Here is an 18,179-nt window from a genome sequence, read left to right as displayed (position 1 = left end):
ATGGATCTGAGTTTCACGCCTGAAGAGCAGGCCTTCCGCGAGGAGGTCCGCGCCTTCTTCGCCGAGAACCTGCCCAAGGAGATGTCCGATGCCGTCCGTGCTGGCGGCGAGCTGACCAAAGACATCATGGACCGCTACCATGCGCTGCTGAATGACAAGGGCTGGCTGGCAACCACCTGGCCCGAAGAGTTCGGCGGCCCCGGCTGGTCGCCGGTGCAGCGGCATATCTTCGAAGAGGAAGCCTGTCGCGCCTATGCGCCGCGCATCGTGCCCTTCGGCCTGGCCATGCTGGGCCCGGTGCTGCAGCAGTTCGGCAGCAAGGCGCAGCAGGACTACTACCTGCCGCGTATCCTCTCGGGAGAGGACTGGTGGTGCCAGGGTTACTCCGAGCCCGGCGCCGGCTCCGACCTTGCCAGCCTCAAGACCCGCGCCGTGCGCGATGGCGACGACTACGTGATCAACGGTCAGAAGACCTGGACCACGCTTGGCCAGCACGCCAACAAGATCTTCTGCCTGGTCCGTACCGACCCGGATGTTAAGCAGCAGAAGGGCATCAGCTTCATCCTCGTCGATCTCGATACCCCCGGCATCGAGATGCGCCCGATCAAGCTGATCGAAGGCGGCCACGAGGTGAACGAGGTCTTCTTCACCGATGTCCGCGTTCCGGCCGAGAACCTCGTCGGCGAAGAGAACCAGGGCTGGACCATCGCCAAGTTCCTGCTGACCCACGAGCGCACCAATATCGCCGGGGTCGGCTTCTCGATGCAGTCGCTGGAAGAGGTCAAGGCGCTGGCCCGCAAGGTGATGCGCAATGGCCGTCCGCTGATCGAGGACCCGCTCTTTGCCGCCCGCGTGGCGCAGGTGGAAATCGACCTCGAGGCGATGAAGCTGACCAACCTGCGGATGCTCTACAAGGCCCAGAAGCAGGGCGCGCCGGGGCCCGAGACCTCGATCCTCAAGATCAAGGGCACGGTCATCGGGCAGGAGCTGAAGGACCTCGCCCGCCGGGCGCTCGGCCCCTCTGCCGCGCCATTCCCCGGCCTGCTCTCGGCCAACCTCGATCCCGCGCCCGAAGATGCGGCGCATAATGCCGCCCGCTACTTCAACAACCGCAAGACCTCGATCTTCGGCGGATCGAACGAGATCCAGCGGAACATCCTGACCAAGACCATGCTGGAGCTGTGACCATGGATTTCGATCTGACCGAAGACCGGCAGATGCTGTCGGACAGCCTGACCCGCTACCTGCGCGAAAAGTACCCCTTCGAGGCCCGCAACAAGGCCGCCTACGAGGCGCCCTACCATTCGCAATCCCATTGGGAGGCCCTGTCGGAACTGGGGGCGCTCTATGCCCTGGCCCCGGAAGAGGCCGGCGGCTTCGGCGGCACCGGTTTCGACATCTCGGTGGTCTTCGAGGCCCTGGGCGGTGCCCTCTGCCCCGAGCCGGTGCTGGGCGCGCTCATGGCCTCCCGCCTGCTGTCGGCGGCGGGTGCGGACCAGGAGGCGCTCTTGTCGGGCGTGCAGAAATACGCCGTGGCCACTGGCGAGATCGACGCCTGGTACGGGCTGGACGCCATCGGAACGCAGGCGAAGGCCAGCGGTGACGGCTACGCCCTGTCGGGCCGCAAGAGCGTCGTCTACGGCGGCCAGGTGGCGGACCAGCTGCTGGTGGCGGCGAAGCTCGACGGCAAGGTGGCGCTCTTCCAGGTGGCCGCCGATGCGGCCTCTGTCACCGGCTATGGCATGATGGACGGCGGCGGCGCGGCAGAGGTCGTGCTGGAAGACACCCCCGGCACCCTGCTGCTCGCCGATGCCGCCGAAGCGCTGGCGGATGCGGCCAACGCCGGCATCGTTGCGCTCTGCGCCGAGGCGGTCGGCGCCATGGATGTGCTGCAGGCGATGACCGTCGAATACCTGCGCACCCGCAAGCAATTCGGCGTCGCCATCGGCAAGTTCCAGGTGCTGCAGCACCGCGCGGTGGACATGCTGACCGAGATCGAACAGGCGCGTTCGATCACCATCAAGGCGGCGGCAGAGCTGGGTGGCCCCGAGGCGGCGCGCTATGCCTCGATGGCCAAGAACCTGATCGGCCGCGCCGGTCGGCTGGTGGCCGAAGAGGCGATCCAGATGCACGGCGGCATCGCCATGACCTGGGAATACCCCGGCTCGCATTACGCCAAGCGGCTGGTGATGATCGACGCCCAGCTGGGCGATACGGATTACCACCTGTCCCGCGTCATGGCCGCCTGACACGGAGGGCGGGGGCTCCGCTCCCGCCTCCTGCGAGGACGTCCCCCCCGGTCAATGTCCGGCAAGCCGAAGAGCAGGGGCCCGCCAGATGCGCGGGTCCCTTTCTCTATCCGATGGCTGAAAATACTGCGGGGGGAGCCGAAGGCGGGGGGCGGAGCCCCCCTTACCTTTCCATTTGTCGCCCTCCGGCGACGGGGCCCTTCTATTTGTCGCCCTCCGGCGACGGGGGGGCAGAACCCCCTTGCCCTCCCACTCGTCGCTCTCAGGCGACGGGGGCAGAGCTTCTTTAGCCGGCCAGCCCCTCGTGGCGACCAGCCTTGTAGGGGCCCCAGTCGGTGATCTCGGGATAGTACATCTTGCGCCAGTTGCGCACGCGAGGATTCATCTTGCGCCGCCAGAGCGGCGGGATCATCGCCATGACGGTCATCGCCGGGTAGCCATGCGGCAGCTGCGGCGCCTCGCCGTCGTGGTAGGTCTGCAAGAGCGGGAAGCGCCGGTCGGGCCGGGTGTGGTGATCCGAATGGCGCTGCAGGTTGATCAGCAGCCAGTTCGTCGCCCGATGCGCGGCGTTCCAGCTGTGATGCGGCTTCACATGCTCGAACTTGCCCTGGCCCAGGTACTTTCGCGTCAGCCCGTAGTGCTCGACGTAATTGGTCAGCTCCAGCATCCAGACGGCGATGAGGGCCTGGTAGAGGAAGAGGAAGAGCCCCGGCAGACCTCCGACGATCAGCGCCAGAAGCAGCATGCCGAGCTGAAGCGCGCCGTAGCGCCAGAAGGGGTTGCGCAGGTCGGTGGCGGGCAGGTCCTTGCGCTTCAGCCGCGCCACCTCGGCGTTCCAGGCCGAACGCGGGCAGTCGCGCAACACGCGCCAGAAAAAACGCGGGAAGCTCTCGTTGTAGCGGGCAGTCACCGCGTCCTTCGGCGTGCCGACCGCGACATGGTGGACCAGCAGATGCTCGCTGCGGAAGTGCGAATAAAGCACCATCGACAGCAGGATATCCCCCAGCCAGCGCTCTCGGTCATTGCGCTGATGCATCAGCTCGTGGCTGTAGACGATGCCGATGGCGCCGCACATGGTGCCGACTCCGTAGAACAGCACGATGACCTCCAGCAGGCCCAGCGTGTCGGTGTGGGTGGTGTACCAGATCACCCAGAAGAGCGTCAGAAACTGCACCGGCGCCCAGATCATCGTGATGGCGCGATACCAGAAGAGCTCGGACTCTTCGGTCTGGGGATCCGCGTTGTCGGTGTTCAGACCCAGCAACCTGTCGAGCACGGAAAACAGCCCGAAGCCGTAGAGCGGCACCAGCAGCACGGTCCAGCCGCCGACCGTCGCGCCGATCAGGATCAGCGGCACCATAAGCAGCGACAGCCAGAAGGGCGCGGCGCGGGAAAACTGGCTGATCTGCGACATGTCCTGCATGGTCCCCTCCGGCGGCTCTGGTCACTCCATGTCTACGAAGGCGCCACGTGCCAGGTCAAATGCCTTCCGCATCACCGTCGGCAGATCCGAGGGGCGGAAGGTCGCAGCGGGCAGGAAGGCGCCGGCGCGCGGATTGGCCCCCATGGGCACCCGTGCCACCCGCACCGAGAGGCGCAGGTGGAAATGGGTGAAGGTATGCAACGCCTCGCCGCCCGGATCGCGCCAGTCGGCCTCCAGCGGAGGCTCATGCGGCGGGACCTCTTCGGCCCAACCCGAGCCGGGCCAGCCCAGCATGCCGCCAAGCAGCCCCTTGTCGGGGCGCGTCTCCAGCAGCCAGGCGCCATCCTCGCGCAGCGCCAGGTAGGCCACGCCCTGGCGGGTTGGCTTGGGTTTCTTCGGCGTCTTCTTCGGCAGCTCCGGCGCGGTGCCGGCGGCTCGCGCGGCGCAGGGCGCGCGCCAGGGGCAGATTCCGCAGGCGGGGTTGCGCGGCGTGCAGATGGTGGCACCAAGATCCATGACGGCCTGGGCGTAGTCTCCGGGCCGGTCCTCGGGCGTCAGGGTGGCGGCCAACGCCGTCAGCTCTGGCTTGGCGGCAGGCAGGGGGGTGTGGACGTCGTGCAGGCGGGCCATGACCCGCTCGACGTTGCCATCCACCACCACCTCGGGCCGGTCGAAGGCGATCGAGGCGATGGCCGCGGCGGTATAGGGCCCGATGCCGGGCAGCTTGAGCAGCGCCTCGCGGGTGTCGGGGAAGGTGCCGTCGTGGTCCGAGACCACGACCCGTGCGCATTTCAGCAGGTTGCGGGCGCGGGCGTAGTAGCCAAGACCCGCCCATTCCCCCATGACGCGGGCGTCTTCCTCGGCGGCAAGATCGCCGACCGTGGGCCAGAGCGCGGTGAAGCGGGTGAAGTACTCGCGCACCGCCGCCACGGTGGTCTGCTGAAGCATCACCTCGGACAGCCAGACGTGGTAGGGGTTCGGACGCGCCCCCGCGGCGCGCTCGGCCGGACCGGTGCGCCAGGGCATCTGCCGCGCATGCACGTCGTACCAGGAGAGAAGATCCGCCGCTTGCGCTGTTTCACGCATACTTTATGCCTCGTCAGTAAGGGCCTGCCGCCTTTGTGCTGGTGTGCCCGCTTGTGCTGACTAGAATAGCGCCACAAGACAGGTTGCAACCCTCCGGCCCGAAATGGGCCAGCAGAAAGGCTCCAGAGATGGCGCGACGCGCGACCTCTACCTATGGCTTCAAGCGGACCTACGGTCTGCTCGAGACGCGCATCCGCAAGGCGGGTGAGGCGCGGGGCTTTGCCGTGTCGCGGCTGCTGACCCATTGGGAAGAGATCGCCGGCAGCGACATCGCCGCCATGGCCCGCCCGGTCGAGGTCAAGTACGGGCGCGGTGGCAACATGGGGGCGACGCTGGTGGTGCTGACCACGGGCGCGCACGCGCCGGTGCTGGAGATGGAGAAGGAGCGCCTGAAGGACAGGGTCAACGCGGTTTATGGCTACAGCGCGATCTCGAAGGTGCGCATCACCCAGACCGCGCCGACGGGCTTCAGCGACGGGCAGGTCAGCTTCACCCGCAAGCCGGCCCCCAAGGCGCCACCCGCGCCCGACCCCGAGACATGCGCCCGCGCCAGGGATGTGGCGGACGGGGTGCAGGACGGCTCTCTGCGCGAAGCGCTCGAGAAGCTGGGACAGAACATCATGAAGACACGGACTTGAGAAAGGACAGGAACGACATGGATCGCAGGTTCCTCATTGGCGGCGCTGCCGCAGCCGTCGCGGTAGTGGCGGGGGGCGGCTACTGGTACGCACAGCAGGGTGCCGAAACGCCTGCCTCCGCTGCCGAGACCGGCGCCGCGGGCGAGGTCGACACCTCCTCGGTGGTGGAGATGACGCTGGGCGCAGATGATGCCCCGGTGACGCTGGTGGAATATGCCTCCTTCACCTGCCCGCATTGCGCCGACTTCCACGAGCGCGTCTTCGGCAAGCTGAAGGCCGAGTATATCGACACCGGCAAGGTGAAGTTCGTCTACCGCGACGTCTACTTCGACCGCTACGGCCTCTGGGCGGCAATGCTGGCCCGCTGCGCCGGTCCCGACAAGTTCTTCGGCCTGGCCTCGATGTACTACGAGCAGCAGAACACCTGGCTGCGCGGTGCCAACTCCGAGGCGCAGATCGCCGACAACCTGCGCAAGATCAACCGCGTGGCGGGCATGGACGATGCGACCATGGAGGCCTGCCTCAACGACGTCGAGACGGCCAAGACCCTGACCGCCTGGTACCAGAAGAACGCCACCGCCGACGACGTGACCGGCACGCCGACACTCATTATCGACGGCGAGAAGCACTCGAACATGAACTGGACCGATCTGAAGAAGATCCTGGACGCCAAGCTGGCGGGCTGAGGCCTTCCGGTTCCCGCTCTAGGCACCCCCGCGGGCAACCGCGGGGGTGTTTTCGTTCCGCGCCGGGATGCGGGAGCGCCCGTCCCTTGCAAGCAGGCTGCCGGATGGTGCAGCTGGACGGCGAAGCAAGGAAAGATGCCATGATTGCGAACCGCGAGACCTCCGATCACTACACCTGGGGTGGCACCTGTGACGGCTGGGTGCTGCGTCCGGGCGACAACCTGCTGGTCATCGAAGAGCGCATGCCGCCCGGAACGCGGGAGGTCCGGCATTTCCACGCGCGGGCGGAGCAGTTCTTCTACGTGTTGAGCGGCATGCTGACGATCGAGCTCGATGGCACCCCGCAGGCGATCCCGGCGGGCTCGGGGCTGCCCGTCGGTCGTGGGCAGGCACACCAGGCCCGGAACGACAGCGCGCAGGAGGTGGTCTTCCTGGTGATCTCTGCCCCGACCAGCCGGGGGGACCGGCAAGAGGCCTGACGGCTGAGATGAGGGCGGGCCGGTGACCGGCCCGCGCCGGGGGCGACGGCGTTCCGTGCCTCAGACCTTCACCACCTGCTTGCCGGTATTGCCGCCCTTCAGCATCGAGAAGAAGGCCGCGGGCATGGTCTCGAACCCTTCGGAGACATCTTCGAGGTAGGCAATCTTGCCTTCCTTCACCAGCGGGGTGACCTCGGCGGCGAAGTCCCGGAAGCGCGCCACGTGGTCGGTCTGCAGCAGGCCCTGCACGGTCAGCCGCTTGACCAGCGCCAGGCGCCAGAGCTTCTGCAGCGGGATCGCGCCGGTCTCGTCGCTCTCGCCCGAGTACCAGGCGATCATGCCGCAGATGATGATGCGCCCATGCAGGTTCATCAGCGGCAGCGCGCCGCCCAGGACCGGGCCGCCGACGTTCTCGAAGTAGATGTCGATGCCATCGGGGCAGACCTCGGCCAGCGCCGCGCGCATCTCCTTGGCCGAGCCATGGGCGCGGTGATCGACGGCGGCGTCGAAGCCGAAACGATCGGTCAGCAGGCCGCATTTCTCGGGCCCGCCGGCGATTCCGACCGCGCGCAGCCCCTTGCGCTGCGCCAGCTGGCCGACCATCGAGCCCACGGGGCCGGTGGCGGCGGCGACGGCCAGGGTCTCTCCTTCTTTCATGCGGGCGTAGGCCTCGAGGCCCGCCCAGGCGGTGAAGCCGGGCATGCCCAGCACCCCGAGCGAGGTCGAGGGCGACAGCGCCGGGTCCAGCTTGCGGCATTCACTTGCGGGCAGAGCGCCATGGGTGGCCCAGCCGAACATGCCGAAGGCCAGGTCGCCCTCCTTGAACTTGTCCGAGCGCGAGGCGATCACCAGGCCCGCCGCGCCGCCGCCCATGGTCCGGTCCAGCTCCTGAGGGGCGGTGTAGCTGGCCACGTCGTCCATGCGGCCGCGCATGTAGGGGTCGAGCGACAGGTGGCTGACGGCGACCAGGATCTCTCCCTCTGCGGGTTCGGGCATGGGCACCTCTTCCAGCCGGAAGTCGGCATCCACCGGGAAACCATTGGGGCGCCGTGCCAGCACCCAGCGTTTCATCGTCTCTGTCATCTTGAATTCCTCCCATTCAGCCACAGGTTAGGCGCTTCCGGCGCAGGGGCAAGCGGCATTGGTGGACGGGCCTGCCGGAACCGATTAAAGAGGCGCGATCATGGCCAAGAAACCAGAAAACCCGAACTACAAGGTGGTGGCAGAGAACCGCCGGGCGCGCTTCGACTACGCCATCGAGGACGATATCGAATGCGGTATCCAGCTCGGCGGCTCCGAGGTGAAATCGCTGCGCATCGGCCAGTCCAACATCGCCGAGAGCTACGCGGCGGTCGAGGATGGAGAGCTCTGGCTGGTCAATTCCTACATCGCCCCCTACGAGCGCGCCATGTTCGGCCACGAGCCGCGCCGTCGCCGCAAGCTGCTGGTTTCCAAGAAAGAACTGGCGGATCTGTGGAACTCGACGCAGCGCAAGGGCATGACGCTGGTCCCGCTGGTGATGTATTTCAACCACCGTGGCATCGCCAAGATCAAGCTGGGCATCGCCAAGGGCAAGAAGAACCACGACAAGCGCGCCACCGAGGCCAAGCGGGACTGGAACCGGCAGAAGCAGCGGCTGCTGAAGGAACAGGGCTAGGGCTTTCTCGGGCTTTTCCTTGCGCTTGCGGGGCTGGAAGGCTAGGGAATCGGCGGTTTTCTACGGAAAGGCGATCCCATGCAGGACGATCCTCGGGTCTTGGTCTCGACCGACTGGCTGGCAGAACATCTCAAGGACCCCGATCTGCGGGTGCTGGATGCCAGCTGGTATCTGCCTGCGATGAACCGGGACGCGAAGCGCGAATATGACGATGCGCATATCCCCGGCGCGCGGTTCTTCGATATCGACGAGATCAGCGACCAGCGCTCCGAGCTGCCGCACATGGCCCCCACCACCGAGAAATTCATGTCGCGCCTGCGCGCCATGGGCGTCGGCGATGGCCACCAGGTGGTGATCTACGACGGCGCCGGGATCTTCTCGGCGGCGCGGGTCTGGTGGAACTTCCGCCTGATGGGCCAGTTCGACGTGGCCGTGCTGGATGGCGGCCTGCCCAAGTGGGTGAAGGAGGGCCGCCCGGTCGAGGACCAGGAGCCGGTGATCCGCGACCGCCACATGACCGTGCGCCGCCAGAACCAGATGCTGAAGGACGTGACCCAGGTCAGCGCGGCCGCCAAGCTGGGCGACTACGAGATCGTAGATGCCCGCCCCGCCGACCGCTTCAGCGGCAAGACGCCCGAGCCGCGCGCAGGTCTGCGCTCGGGGCATATTCCCGGCTCGAAGAACGTGCCCTTCGGTGACCTGCTGGTGAAGGGACAGACCCTGAAGAGCCCTGAAGAGCTGCGCAAGGTCTTTGAGGGCGCCGGGGTCGACCTGTCGAAGCCCGTCATCGCCTCCTGCGGATCGGGCGTGACCGCCTGCATCCTGGCGCTGGCGCTTGAGCGCATGGGCAAGACCGACCACGCGATTTACGACGGCTCCTGGGCCGAGTGGGGGGCCTTCCCCACGCTGCCAGTTGCCACTGGAGAGTGAGAGAATGTTCGAGAACCTCAAGGAACAACCCGCCGACAAGATCCTCCAGCTGATGGAGTTCTACAAGGCCGACCCCCGTGCCGAGAAGATCGACCTGGGCGTGGGTGTCTACAAGAACGCCGAGGGCGTGACCCCGGTGATGCGTGCCGTGAAGGCCGCCGAGAAGAAGATCTGGGAAGAGCAGAGCTCGAAATCCTATGTCGGTCTCGCCGGTGATCCGGCCTTCGCCGACGCCATGGTCGACCTGGTCCTGGGCGACGCGGTCGAGCGCGGCCAGGTGGCGGCTGCCGCCACGCCGGGCGGCACCGGTGCCGTGCGCCAGGCCTTCGAGATGATCCGTCTTGCCAACCCCGAGGCGCGGATCTTCGTCTCTGATCCGACCTGGCCCAACCACCTGTCCATCCTCAAGTTCATGGACATGCCGGTGGTCACCTACCGCTATTTCGACAGCGAGACCGGCGGTGTGAACTTCTCGGGCATGATGGAAGACCTGGGCCAGCTGAAGCAGGGCGACGTGGTGCTGCTGCACGGCTGCTGCCACAACCCCACGGGCGCCAACCTTGACATGGCGCAGTGGCAGGAAGTGGTCGATTGCCTGCTGAAGGCCGGCGCCATGCCGATGATCGACATCGCCTACCAGGGCTTCGGTGACGGCCTCGACGAGGATGCGGCGGGCACCCGCCTCGTGGCCTCCTCGGTGCCGGAATGCCTGATCGCGGCGTCCTGCTCGAAGAACTTCGGCATCTACCGCGAGCGCACCGGCCTGCTGATGGCGGTCTCTGCCGATGCGGGCAAGACCAAGGTGGCGCAGGGCACGCTGAACTTCCTCAACCGCCAGAACTACTCGTTCCCGCCCGACCATGGCGCCCGCGTCGTGGCGACGATCCTCGGTGATCCCGCCCTGCGCGCCGACTGGGCCGCCGAGCTGGAAGAGACCCGCCTGGGCATGCTGGAGCTGCGCAAGCAGCTGGCCGGTGAGCTGGCGCGCCTGACCAACTCCGACCGCTTCGCCTTCCTGGCCGAGCACCGCGGCATGTTCTCGCGCCTCGGCACCACGCCCGAGCTGGTCGAGAAGATGCGCGAGGACAGCGCGATCTACATGGTCGGCGATTCGCGCATGAACATCGCGGGTCTGAACAGCCAGACCGTGCCGATCCTGGCCCGAGCCATCGTCGACGCCGGCGTCTGAACCCTGCAGGGCTCCACAGTGGCTGTGGAGCCCTGATACTTGACCGCGCGCGCGCTTCGGTCGACCATCCCCCGTGAACAGAGGGGGAGTTTCATGCGCAAGTTGCAAGTTCAGGGGGTGCATCACATCACCCTCACCGGGGCCGACCGCCAGACCAGCATCGACTTCTGGGAAGGTGTGCTGGGCATGCCCTTCGTCTTCGACCAGCCCAACCTGGATGACCCGAACCAGGGCCATCTCTACTTCGATCCCGGCGACGGGCGGCTGATCACCATCTTCACCAATGAAGACCGCAAGCGGGTCCACGACCGCACGCCGATGGATCCTGGCTGCGTCCACCACCTGGCCTTCAACGTCTCTGCCGCCACCTTCGCCCAGACCGTCAAGCGACTGGATGAACGCGGCATCGAGCACTCGGGCATCAAGGACCGGGGCTTCATGGATTCGATCTACTTCAAGGACCCCCTGGGCCTGCTGATCGAGCTCGCCGCCTACAAGTTCTTCCCGCCCGAAGGCTCGACCCATGCCGAGGTGCTGCTGGAAGCCCACAAGATCCGCGTCGCCCGCGGCGATTACAACATTGCCGAAGAGCACCTGGCCGATGCCATCGAGCTGATCGTGGAACGCTCCACCGCCACCCTGTCGAGCAGCCGCGCGCCCGCCGACCCCTACAGCCGCTGATTTACCGGGGCTGAGCCCATTCCGCCGGGTCCAGCGCGAAGAACCGGCTGAGCTGGGCATAGACCTCGGGCGCATGGTCCCGGATGCGCTCGGGCGTCTCGAAGAAGGCCTCCACGGCGACGGCGAAGAACTCCTGCGGGCCCTCGGCGCCATAGGGATCGAACAGCGTCTTGCGGTGGTTTTCGACCCGGTAGAGGTGCTGGGCGTAGGCCTCTTCAAAGACATGACGCCATTCGGCCGGGTCCTGTCCGGGGGCCAGGTCGGGCATGCCGTCGGTGGCCCCGGAAAGATCGTCCAGCTGGTGCGCGAACTCGTGGAAGACCACGTTGTGCCCGTCATGGGGCCGGTCCGCACCCGCCTGCGTATCCGCCCAGGACAGCACCACCGGCCCCCGCGACCAGCTCTCGCCGGTGCGCACGGTCATGCGCTCGGTCACGACGTAGCCATTGTGATCCTTCATGCGCGAGCGGAAGGCGCCGGGATAGACCAGCACGCTGCGCAGCGTGTCGTACCAGGTGCCGGAATTGGCCACCAGAAGGCAGGCCTGGGCGGCGATGGACAGGCGCATCTCCTCGGTCACCTCCAGCCCGTCGCAGCCGATGAAATCCACCTGGTCGAGGAAATCGGTGATCTGCGCCTCGAAGCCCGCGCGCAGGGGGGCGGGCAGGGCACGCGACAGGGGCACCTGGTCTGCGACGATGGCGCGCTCCGCATCGCTCAGCCCCGCCTCGCGGCGCAGCTGGCGGGCCTTCTGGCGGGCAAAGCTCCACGAGGCGAAGGCCGCGACGAGAATCAGGACGAAAAGCAGGAAGGTGGTCATGCAGGGCCTCGGAAGGGTCTTTCCCCTACCTAGTCATCCCGACCGGCAATGACAAAGCGCAGGGTGGCGGATGACCCGGACAAATAGTTCCGTTGATCTGCCATGGCCTGGGCCTACACTGTGACCCGCGCCCACCCCCTGGGGGCCGGCGCTACCAAGCCATCAAGGGAGAACTCAGATGAGCTATACCCACGACCGACTGCTGAGCGATGTCACGCTTGCCGAGGCGGACCAGCGCGTCCGCGCCGCGCTTGCCGAGGTGGGCTTCGGCGTGCTGACCGAGATCGACGTGAAGGCGACGATGAAGAAGAAGATCGACGAGGACATGGCGGGCTACACGATCCTAGGCGCCTGCAATCCCAAGCTGGCCTTCCAGGCGATCGGGGCAGAGCCCCGCGTCGGTGTCATGCTGCCCTGCAACGTGATCCTGCGCGAGGTCGAGGGCGGGGTCGAGGTCTCGGCCATCGACCCGGTGGCCTCGATGCAGGCGATCGACAATGACGAATTGCAGGCGGTTGCGGGTTCGGTGCGCGACATGCTGGCGCGCGCCGTCGAGGCCGCCTGAGCGGAATGCAAGAAGGGCCGCCCCGCAAGGGACGGCCCTGAAATCTGTCACGCCATGGGCGCTCAGGCGGCGGCGGTCTCGTAGAGGCCCGCGTGCTGCATGGCGGCCCGGATCTTTTCCTTCACCGGCTCGGTGACCTCGAGCAGCGGCAGGCGCACCTCGGGGCTGCACAGGCCCAGCTCGGACATGGCGAACTTGGCACCGGCCAGACCGGGTTCCAGGAAGATCGCCTCGTGCAGGGGCAGCAGCAGGTCCTGGTACTCCAGCGCCTTGGCATAATCGCCGTCCAGCGTCGCCTGCTGCATCTCGGCGCAGAGCTTCGGCGCCACGTTGGCGGTGACCGAGATACAGCCGACGCCGCCCATGGCGTTGAAGCCGACGGCGGTGGCGTCCTCGCCCGAGAGCTGGCAGAAATCGGCGCCGCAGAGCATGCGCGTGAAGGCTACGCGATCCAGCTTGCCGGTGGCATCCTTGACGCCTGCGATCCGCGGCAGCTTCGACAGCACGGCCATGGTCTCGGGCAGCATGTCGATCACCGAACGACCGGGGATGTTGTAGATGATGATCGGCAGCTCGGCCGCGTCATGCATCGCGGTGTAATGGGCAATCAGGCCGGCCTGGGTCGGCTTGTTGTAATAGGGCGTCACCACCAGCGCGGCATCGGCCCCCACCTCGGCGGCATGCTTGATCAGGCGGATGCCCTCGGCGGTGTTGTTGGCACCGGCACCGGCGATCACCGGGATGCGGCCCGCGGCATACTTCACCACCTCTTCCACCACGATCTCATGCTCGCGCAGCGACAGGGTGGGCGACTCGCCGGTGGTGCCGACGGGCACCAGCCCGTTCGAGCCCTCAGCCACATGCCAGTCCACGAGTTTCTTCAGCGTATCCAGATCCAGCTCGCCGTCCTTGAACGGCGTGACCAGGGCAGGGATGGACCCTTTGAACATGACACGCTCCTTTTCATCGTGGCGGGCGGCGGCGGAAAACCGCACGGACCCGTGGGAAATACCGTCCTGTCTGATATGTGAGTTGAGACACAGGCTCGGCGCATTATCGTCGGGATCGAATATCCTTGGAACGGGGCCAAAACAAGTGATAGCGCGACGAATTACGCCGGTTTTCGCCGTTCTCATGGCGATTTCCATGTCCGTTTCGGGCCTGCCCCTGGCTGCCGAGACCAGTGCCGAGGCGCCCTCGCGGATCATGCCGCGGCCGCTGGCCTGGGCCTTTTCGGCCATGGCGCGGGGCGACTGGGAGCGCGCGCGCGACATTGCCCGCCGCGACGGGCCGCTGGCGGTCGAGCTTGTCGAGTGGCAGCGCCTGCGCGCCGGAGAGGGTACTGCCACCGATGTGCTGGTGTTCCTCGCGGCCCATCCCACCTGGCCCGGCCTGGGCCCCCTGCGCCGCCAGAGCGAGCCCGCCTTCGAGGCCGCCAGCGACGCCCAGGTGCTGGCCTTCTTCGACGGCTCGCCCCCCGGCAGCCCCGAGGGCGCGCTGCGCTATGCCCGCGCCCTGCTGGCCGAGGGACGCCAGGCCGATGCCGAGGCGCAGCTGGTGCGCGCCTGGACCGGGATGCCCATGGGCGAGAGCCTGGAAGCGGCCTATCTGGCCGATCACGCCGCGCTGCTCTCGGACCATCACGCAGAGCGCGCCGAGGCGATGTTCTGGGCCGGCGCGGCGGATGACCAGAAGCGGGTGACCGCGCTGATGTCGGGCGAGGCCGCCCGGCTCTCGGAGGCGCGTCGCCTGGCCTATGCAGGCGAAGACGGAGCCACGGCGCTGATCGCGGCGCTGCCCGAGGCGCTGCGCGGCGATCCCGCGCTCAGCTACGCCCGTTTCCGCGCGGCGATGAACGACGACCGCGACGAGGACGCCCGCCAGATCCTGCTGCGCCAGAGCGAGATCCCCGAAGGCCTGGGCCGGGGCGATCTCTGGGCCGGTGAGCGCCGCCTCTGGGCGCGCGAGGAGATGTGGGACGGCGACCCGAAGCTGGCCTATCAGCTCTCTGCCCATCACCAGCTGACCAGCGGGGCCAATTTTGCCGATCTGGAGTGGCTGGCGGGCTATGTCTCACTGCGGCTTCTGGACGATCCCGAAACCGCCCTCGGCCATTTCCAGACCCTGCGTGACGGGGTGGGCACGCCCATATCGCTGGCGCGGGGCCACTACTGGGTGGGCCGCGCCCATGAGGCGCTCGGCAATGCCGAGGCCGCACAGGCGGCCTACCTGGCCGGGGCCGAGCACCAGACGACCTACTACGGGATGCTGGCGGCCGAGAAGGCCGGGGTGCCCTTCGACCCATCGCTTGCGGCCATGGGGCCGCAGCCGGCCTGGCAGGGCTCCGAGGTGGAGGGCGCGCCGCTGCGCCGGCTTGCGCTGCTGCTCGAGGCCTCGGGCCAGTCGACCCTGGCCGAGATGTTCCTGCTGCACTACGCGGCAGGTCTGGATACGGCGGAACAGGCGCAGCTCGCGGCGCTGCTGGAGGCCCGTGGCGAGGCGCATTTGTCGGTCCGCCTGGGCAAGATGGCCGCCTACAACAACCAGATCCTGCCGCGCGCCTATTTCCCCATGCATCCGATGAGCGATCTTGCCCTGCCCGTGCCCATGGAGATGGCGCTTTCCATCGCCCGGCGCGAGAGCGAGTTCGACCCGGTGGTGCGCTCTCCGGTCGGGGCCTCGGGGCTGATGCAGCTGATGCCGCAGACCGCGATCAATGTCGCCGAAGGGCTGGGGGTCGAGCACGAGCAGGAGATGCTGACCCGTGACTGGCGCCACAACGTGACCCTCGGATCGGCCTACCTGGCCGAGCTGGCGCAGGAGTTCTCGGGCAATGTCGCGCTGATGTCGGTGGGCTACAACGCCGGGCCGCATCGCGCCCGTGCCTGGATCGAGCGCAACGGGGACCCGCGCGACGCGAGCGTCGATATCGTCGACTGGATCGAGGCGATCCCCTTCCGTGAGACCCGCAACTACGTCCAGCGCGTGGCCGAGAGCCTGCCCGTCTACCGCGCCCGGCTGGGCCGCGAACCGCTGCCGGTCAGCTTCACCGAAGAGCTGCGGGGCTCAACGCTGATGCCGCTCGCGCCAGAAGGTGAATAGGCCCGCGGCGATGATCAGCGCGGCGCCGGCGGCGACGTTCAGGCGGATGGTCTCTCCGAAGATCGGGATGGCGACCATGGCGCCGAAGGCCAGCTGGAAATAGGCGAAGGGCTGCACGGCCGAGGCCTCGGCCAGCTCGTAGGCCTTGATCAGGGTGAAATGGCCCAGCACGCCGGTGGCGCAGAGCAGGCACATCCAGGCCCAGTCGGAGGCGATCATCGGCTCCCAGAACCAGACGCCGATCGCGGTCATCACCACGGCCCCGACGGTGCCGGTCCAGAAGAACGAGGTGGCGGCGCTGTCCTTGCGCGCCACGTAGCGGTTGGCCAGCCCGTAGCCCGCGAACATCAGCGCCGAGACCAGCGGCAGGATCGCGGCGGGGGCGAAGACGCCGACCCCCGGCTGCAGGATCACCATGACCCCCACGAAGCCGACGCCGATGGCGCTCCAGCGCCGCCAGCCGACCTTCTCGCCCAGCACCGGGCCCGAGAGGGCGGCGATGATCAGCGGGTAGGCGATGAAGATGGCCTGGCTCTCGATGATGCCGAGGTAGGTGAAGCCCAGCACCATGACGCAGACCTCGAGCGCCAGCAGGGCGCCCCGGAAGCTTTGCAGGATGGGCTGGCTGGTCTTCGCGCTGGCCCGGATGCCCCCGGGGCGGCGGCTGGCCACCATCAGCACGAAGGCGGCGAAGAACCAGTAGCGGATCATCACCACCATCCAGACGTTGTACGTTCCCGCCAGATGGCGCGAGAGCGCGTCCTGGCAGGCGAACACGAAGGTGGTGAAGATCATCAGCGCGATGCCGCGCCGGGTATTCTGTTCGGTCATCTGCGCCGGGCTTTCGTCATATGTCTCTTGCGCCCGTATCCCGGCTCGCGGGAAACGTCAAAGCCTGCCGCCTCGAGCCCGCGACGCACATGCCCCGCCGCCGTGTAGGTCGCGGCCGTGCCGCCCGTCGCGGTGTGATCATGCACCGCCTGCATCAGCGCCTCTCCCCAGAGCTCGGGGTTCTTGGCGGGCGAGAAGCCGTCGAGGAACCAGGCATCCGTCTGCGCGGCCCATGCGGGCAGGGTCTGGCGCGCATCGCCCGTGATCATGCGGAAGCTCAGGCCCGGCAGATCGAAGGCCTCGTCGCCCAGGTGCGGCGCCATGAGGGCGGCCTCTGCGGCGATCTCGGGGAAGGCGGCCTGGGCGCGGGCCATGTCGGCGGGGGCCATGGGGTAGGCCTCGAAGGTGGTGAAACGCAGGGTGCCCGCCTGCCCGGTCTCGCGCCAGAGCTTCCAGGCCGCCAGCAGGTTCAGCCCGGTGCCGAAGCCCAGCTCGGCGATATGGAAGCCATCGCGGAAGCGCGCGGGCAGGTCATTGCCGGCCAGGAAGACATGGTGGGTCTCGGCCAGCCCGTTGCCGAGGCTGAAATAGGGGTCGTCGAAACGGGTGGCCACGGGGACATCGCCCTCTTTCCACGCAAGCTCAGGCTGCGACTTTTCAGGCTGCTGGCCCTGCATCGTCATATCCTCTAGGAGTTCGGCGCGAAGATGAGGTGAGGGCACGGGAATGGCAAGCACAGAGGTCACGATACGCGGCGCGGGGATCTTCGGTCTGAGCTGCGCCTGGGCCTGCCTGCAACGCGGCGCGCGGGTGACCATCGTCGACCCCCACGGCGTGGGGGCGGGCAGTTCCGGCGGCGTCGTCGGCGCGCTGGCGCCCCATGTTCCCGAGAACTGGAACGACAAGAAGGCCTTCCAGCTGGACAGCCTGCTGATGGCCGAGGAGTTCTGGACCGAGGTGCAGGAGGTCTCGGGCCTCTCGCCGGGCTACGCCCGCTCGGGCCGTCTGCAACCCCTCGCAGATGACCGCGCCGTCGAGCTGGCCCGAGGCCGGGAGGCCACGGCCGCGGAGCTCTGGCAGGGGCACGCCAGCTGGCAGGTGATCGCGGCGACCGGCACCCCGTGGGAGCCCGTCAGCCCCTCGGGCTACCTGGTTCACGACACGCTGACCGCCCGCATGCATCCCCGCCAGGCCTGCGAGGCGCTGGCGGCGGCCTGTCGTGCGCGGGGTGCCCGGATCGTCGGGGAGGCGCCTGATGCAGGGTCCGTCATCTGGGCCACCGGCGCCGCCGGTCTGGAAGAGATGAGCGCGATGGCCGGCCGCCAGATCGGCGTGCCGGTGAAAGGCCAGGCGGCGGTGTTGCGCCACACTGCGGGCCAGGTGCCGCAGATCTTCGCCGGCGGCGTCCACGTGGTGCCCCATGCGGATGGGACGGTGGCCATCGGCTCGACCTCAGAGCGCGAGTTCGAGGGGCTGGGCACCGATGCGCAGCTCGACGAGGTCATCGCCGCCGCCCGTGCCGCCGTGCTGGTGCTGCAGGGGGCCGAGGTGATCGAACGCTGGGCCGGGTTGCGCCCCCGCGCCCGCAGCCGCGCCCCGATGCTGGGCCCCTGGCCCGAGCGCCCCGGCCATTTCATCGCCAACGGCGGCTTCAAGATCGGTTTCGGCATGGGGCCGAAGGTCGGCCAGGTGATGGCGGATCTGGTGCTGGAAGGCCACGACGCGATCCCGGAAGGGTTCCGGGCCGAGGCGCTTTTCTGAGACAGGGGAGGGGGCTCTGCCCCCGTCCGCCAAGGCGGACTCCCCCGCAGTATTTTCAGCCATCGGATGGATGGAAGAGGCT

Annotated in this window: 19 protein-coding genes; 12 read left to right on the top strand and 7 right to left on the bottom strand. The window is 67.7% G+C overall.

From position 1 onward, the window contains the following. Together CRO50_RS00805 and CRO50_RS00800 are read left to right on the top strand one after the other, a co-directional pair. Positions 1-1,185 carry an acyl-CoA dehydrogenase family protein gene (locus tag CRO50_RS00805; protein ID WP_097143975.1) on the top strand — a complete coding sequence of 395 codons (1,185 nt, stop codon included), beginning with the start codon at positions 1-3 and terminating at the stop codon, positions 1,183-1,185. A gap of 2 nt (positions 1,186-1,187) precedes the next feature. Continuing rightward, complete coding sequence (locus CRO50_RS00800) at positions 1,188-2,249, top strand: acyl-CoA dehydrogenase family protein (RefSeq protein ID WP_097143974.1); 1,062 nt, start codon at positions 1,188-1,190, stop codon at positions 2,247-2,249. Positions 2,250-2,535: 286 nt separating this feature from the next. On the opposite strand, the gene CRO50_RS00795 is transcribed toward CRO50_RS00800, so the two are convergent. Continuing rightward, entirely contained in the window at positions 2,536-3,672 is a 1,137-nt protein-coding gene (locus tag CRO50_RS00795; RefSeq protein WP_097143973.1) for an alkane 1-monooxygenase, read from the bottom strand. Positions 3,673-3,693: 21 nt separating this feature from the next. After that, a complete protein-coding gene (locus tag CRO50_RS00790) occupies positions 3,694-4,758 on the bottom strand; it encodes an A/G-specific adenine glycosylase (protein ID WP_097143972.1) in 1,065 nt (354 codons plus the stop codon). A gap of 128 nt (positions 4,759-4,886) precedes the next feature. On the opposite strand from CRO50_RS00790, the gene CRO50_RS00785 reads away from it, so the two are divergent. The 3 genes from CRO50_RS00785 (at position 4,887) to CRO50_RS00775 (ending at position 6,561) form a co-directional block, all read left to right on the top strand. Next, positions 4,887-5,396 (top strand): DUF721 domain-containing protein, encoded by a 510-nt coding sequence (locus tag CRO50_RS00785; protein WP_097143971.1) that lies wholly within the window; start codon positions 4,887-4,889, stop codon positions 5,394-5,396. A gap of 17 nt (positions 5,397-5,413) precedes the next feature. Further along, positions 5,414-6,082, top strand: a complete 669-nt coding sequence (locus CRO50_RS00780) for a DsbA family protein (RefSeq protein WP_097143970.1) — start codon at positions 5,414-5,416, stop codon at positions 6,080-6,082. A gap of 140 nt (positions 6,083-6,222) precedes the next feature. Further along, positions 6,223-6,561 (top strand): cupin domain-containing protein, encoded by a 339-nt coding sequence (locus tag CRO50_RS00775; protein WP_097144664.1) that lies wholly within the window; start codon positions 6,223-6,225, stop codon positions 6,559-6,561. Positions 6,562-6,621: 60 nt separating this feature from the next. Here CRO50_RS00775 and CRO50_RS00770 read toward each other — a convergent pair whose 3' ends face one another. Next, entirely contained in the window at positions 6,622-7,644 is a 1,023-nt protein-coding gene (locus CRO50_RS00770) for an NADP-dependent oxidoreductase (protein WP_097143969.1), read from the bottom strand. A 100-nt stretch (positions 7,645-7,744) separates the two neighbouring features. Here CRO50_RS00770 and smpB point away from each other — a divergent pair, with 100 nt between their 5' ends. From smpB to CRO50_RS00750, 4 genes are all read left to right on the top strand, one after another. Next, positions 7,745-8,218 (top strand): SsrA-binding protein SmpB, encoded by a 474-nt coding sequence (smpB, locus tag CRO50_RS00765; protein WP_097143968.1) that lies wholly within the window; start codon positions 7,745-7,747, stop codon positions 8,216-8,218. A gap of 78 nt (positions 8,219-8,296) precedes the next feature. Beyond that, the gene (gene sseA / locus CRO50_RS00760; protein ID WP_097143967.1) at positions 8,297-9,148 is read left to right on the top strand and encodes a 3-mercaptopyruvate sulfurtransferase; all 852 of its coding nucleotides are present in this window, start codon (positions 8,297-8,299) and stop codon (positions 9,146-9,148) included. A 4-nt stretch (positions 9,149-9,152) separates the two neighbouring features. Next, on the top strand, positions 9,153-10,337 hold the full coding sequence (locus tag CRO50_RS00755) for an amino acid aminotransferase (protein ID WP_097143966.1): 1,185 nt from the start codon (positions 9,153-9,155) through the stop codon (positions 10,335-10,337). A gap of 93 nt (positions 10,338-10,430) precedes the next feature. Continuing rightward, complete coding sequence (locus CRO50_RS00750) at positions 10,431-11,018, top strand: VOC family protein (protein WP_097143965.1); 588 nt, start codon at positions 10,431-10,433, stop codon at positions 11,016-11,018. A gap of 1 nt (position 11,019) precedes the next feature. On the opposite strand, the gene CRO50_RS00745 is transcribed toward CRO50_RS00750, so the two are convergent. Beyond that, the gene (locus tag CRO50_RS00745; RefSeq protein WP_097143964.1) at positions 11,020-11,838 is read right to left on the bottom strand and encodes a M90 family metallopeptidase; all 819 of its coding nucleotides are present in this window, start codon (positions 11,836-11,838) and stop codon (positions 11,020-11,022) included. 178 nt (positions 11,839-12,016) lie between these two features. Here CRO50_RS00745 and CRO50_RS00740 point away from each other — a divergent pair, with 178 nt between their 5' ends. Then, the gene (locus CRO50_RS00740; protein WP_097143963.1) at positions 12,017-12,403 is read left to right on the top strand and encodes a DUF302 domain-containing protein; all 387 of its coding nucleotides are present in this window, start codon (positions 12,017-12,019) and stop codon (positions 12,401-12,403) included. Positions 12,404-12,465: 62 nt separating this feature from the next. Here CRO50_RS00740 and dapA read toward each other — a convergent pair whose 3' ends face one another. Then, complete coding sequence (gene dapA / locus CRO50_RS00735) at positions 12,466-13,353, bottom strand: 4-hydroxy-tetrahydrodipicolinate synthase (protein WP_097143962.1); 888 nt, start codon at positions 13,351-13,353, stop codon at positions 12,466-12,468. 196 nt (positions 13,354-13,549) lie between these two features. On the opposite strand from dapA, the gene CRO50_RS00730 reads away from it, so the two are divergent. Further along, entirely contained in the window at positions 13,550-15,505 is a 1,956-nt protein-coding gene (locus tag CRO50_RS00730) for a lytic transglycosylase domain-containing protein (protein WP_232617783.1), read from the top strand. Here the strand turns inward: CRO50_RS00730 and CRO50_RS00725 are convergent. Further along, positions 15,470-16,336 (bottom strand): DMT family transporter, encoded by an 867-nt coding sequence (locus tag CRO50_RS00725; protein ID WP_097143960.1) that lies wholly within the window; start codon positions 16,334-16,336, stop codon positions 15,470-15,472. The genes CRO50_RS00730 and CRO50_RS00725 overlap by 36 nt on opposite strands. Next, a complete protein-coding gene (gene mnmC2 / locus CRO50_RS00720) occupies positions 16,333-17,013 on the bottom strand; it encodes a tRNA (5-methylaminomethyl-2-thiouridine)(34)-methyltransferase MnmC2 (protein WP_097143959.1) in 681 nt (226 codons plus the stop codon). Before mnmC2 ends, CRO50_RS00725 begins: the two co-directional genes overlap by 4 nt. 49 nt (positions 17,014-17,062) lie before the next feature. Between mnmC2 and CRO50_RS00715 the strand changes: the two genes are divergently transcribed. Further along, positions 17,063-18,097, top strand: coding sequence for an NAD(P)/FAD-dependent oxidoreductase (locus tag CRO50_RS00715; RefSeq protein ID WP_097143958.1), 1,035 nt, complete (start codon positions 17,063-17,065; stop codon positions 18,095-18,097). Positions 18,098-18,179: the final 82 nt, after the last annotated feature.

The sequence above is a fragment of the Pseudooceanicola antarcticus genome (assembly GCF_900215355.1).
In the GTDB taxonomy this organism is placed as follows: domain Bacteria; phylum Pseudomonadota; class Alphaproteobacteria; order Rhodobacterales; family Rhodobacteraceae; genus Pseudooceanicola; species Pseudooceanicola antarcticus.
This window is presented reverse-complemented; position numbering and strand designations above follow the sequence as displayed.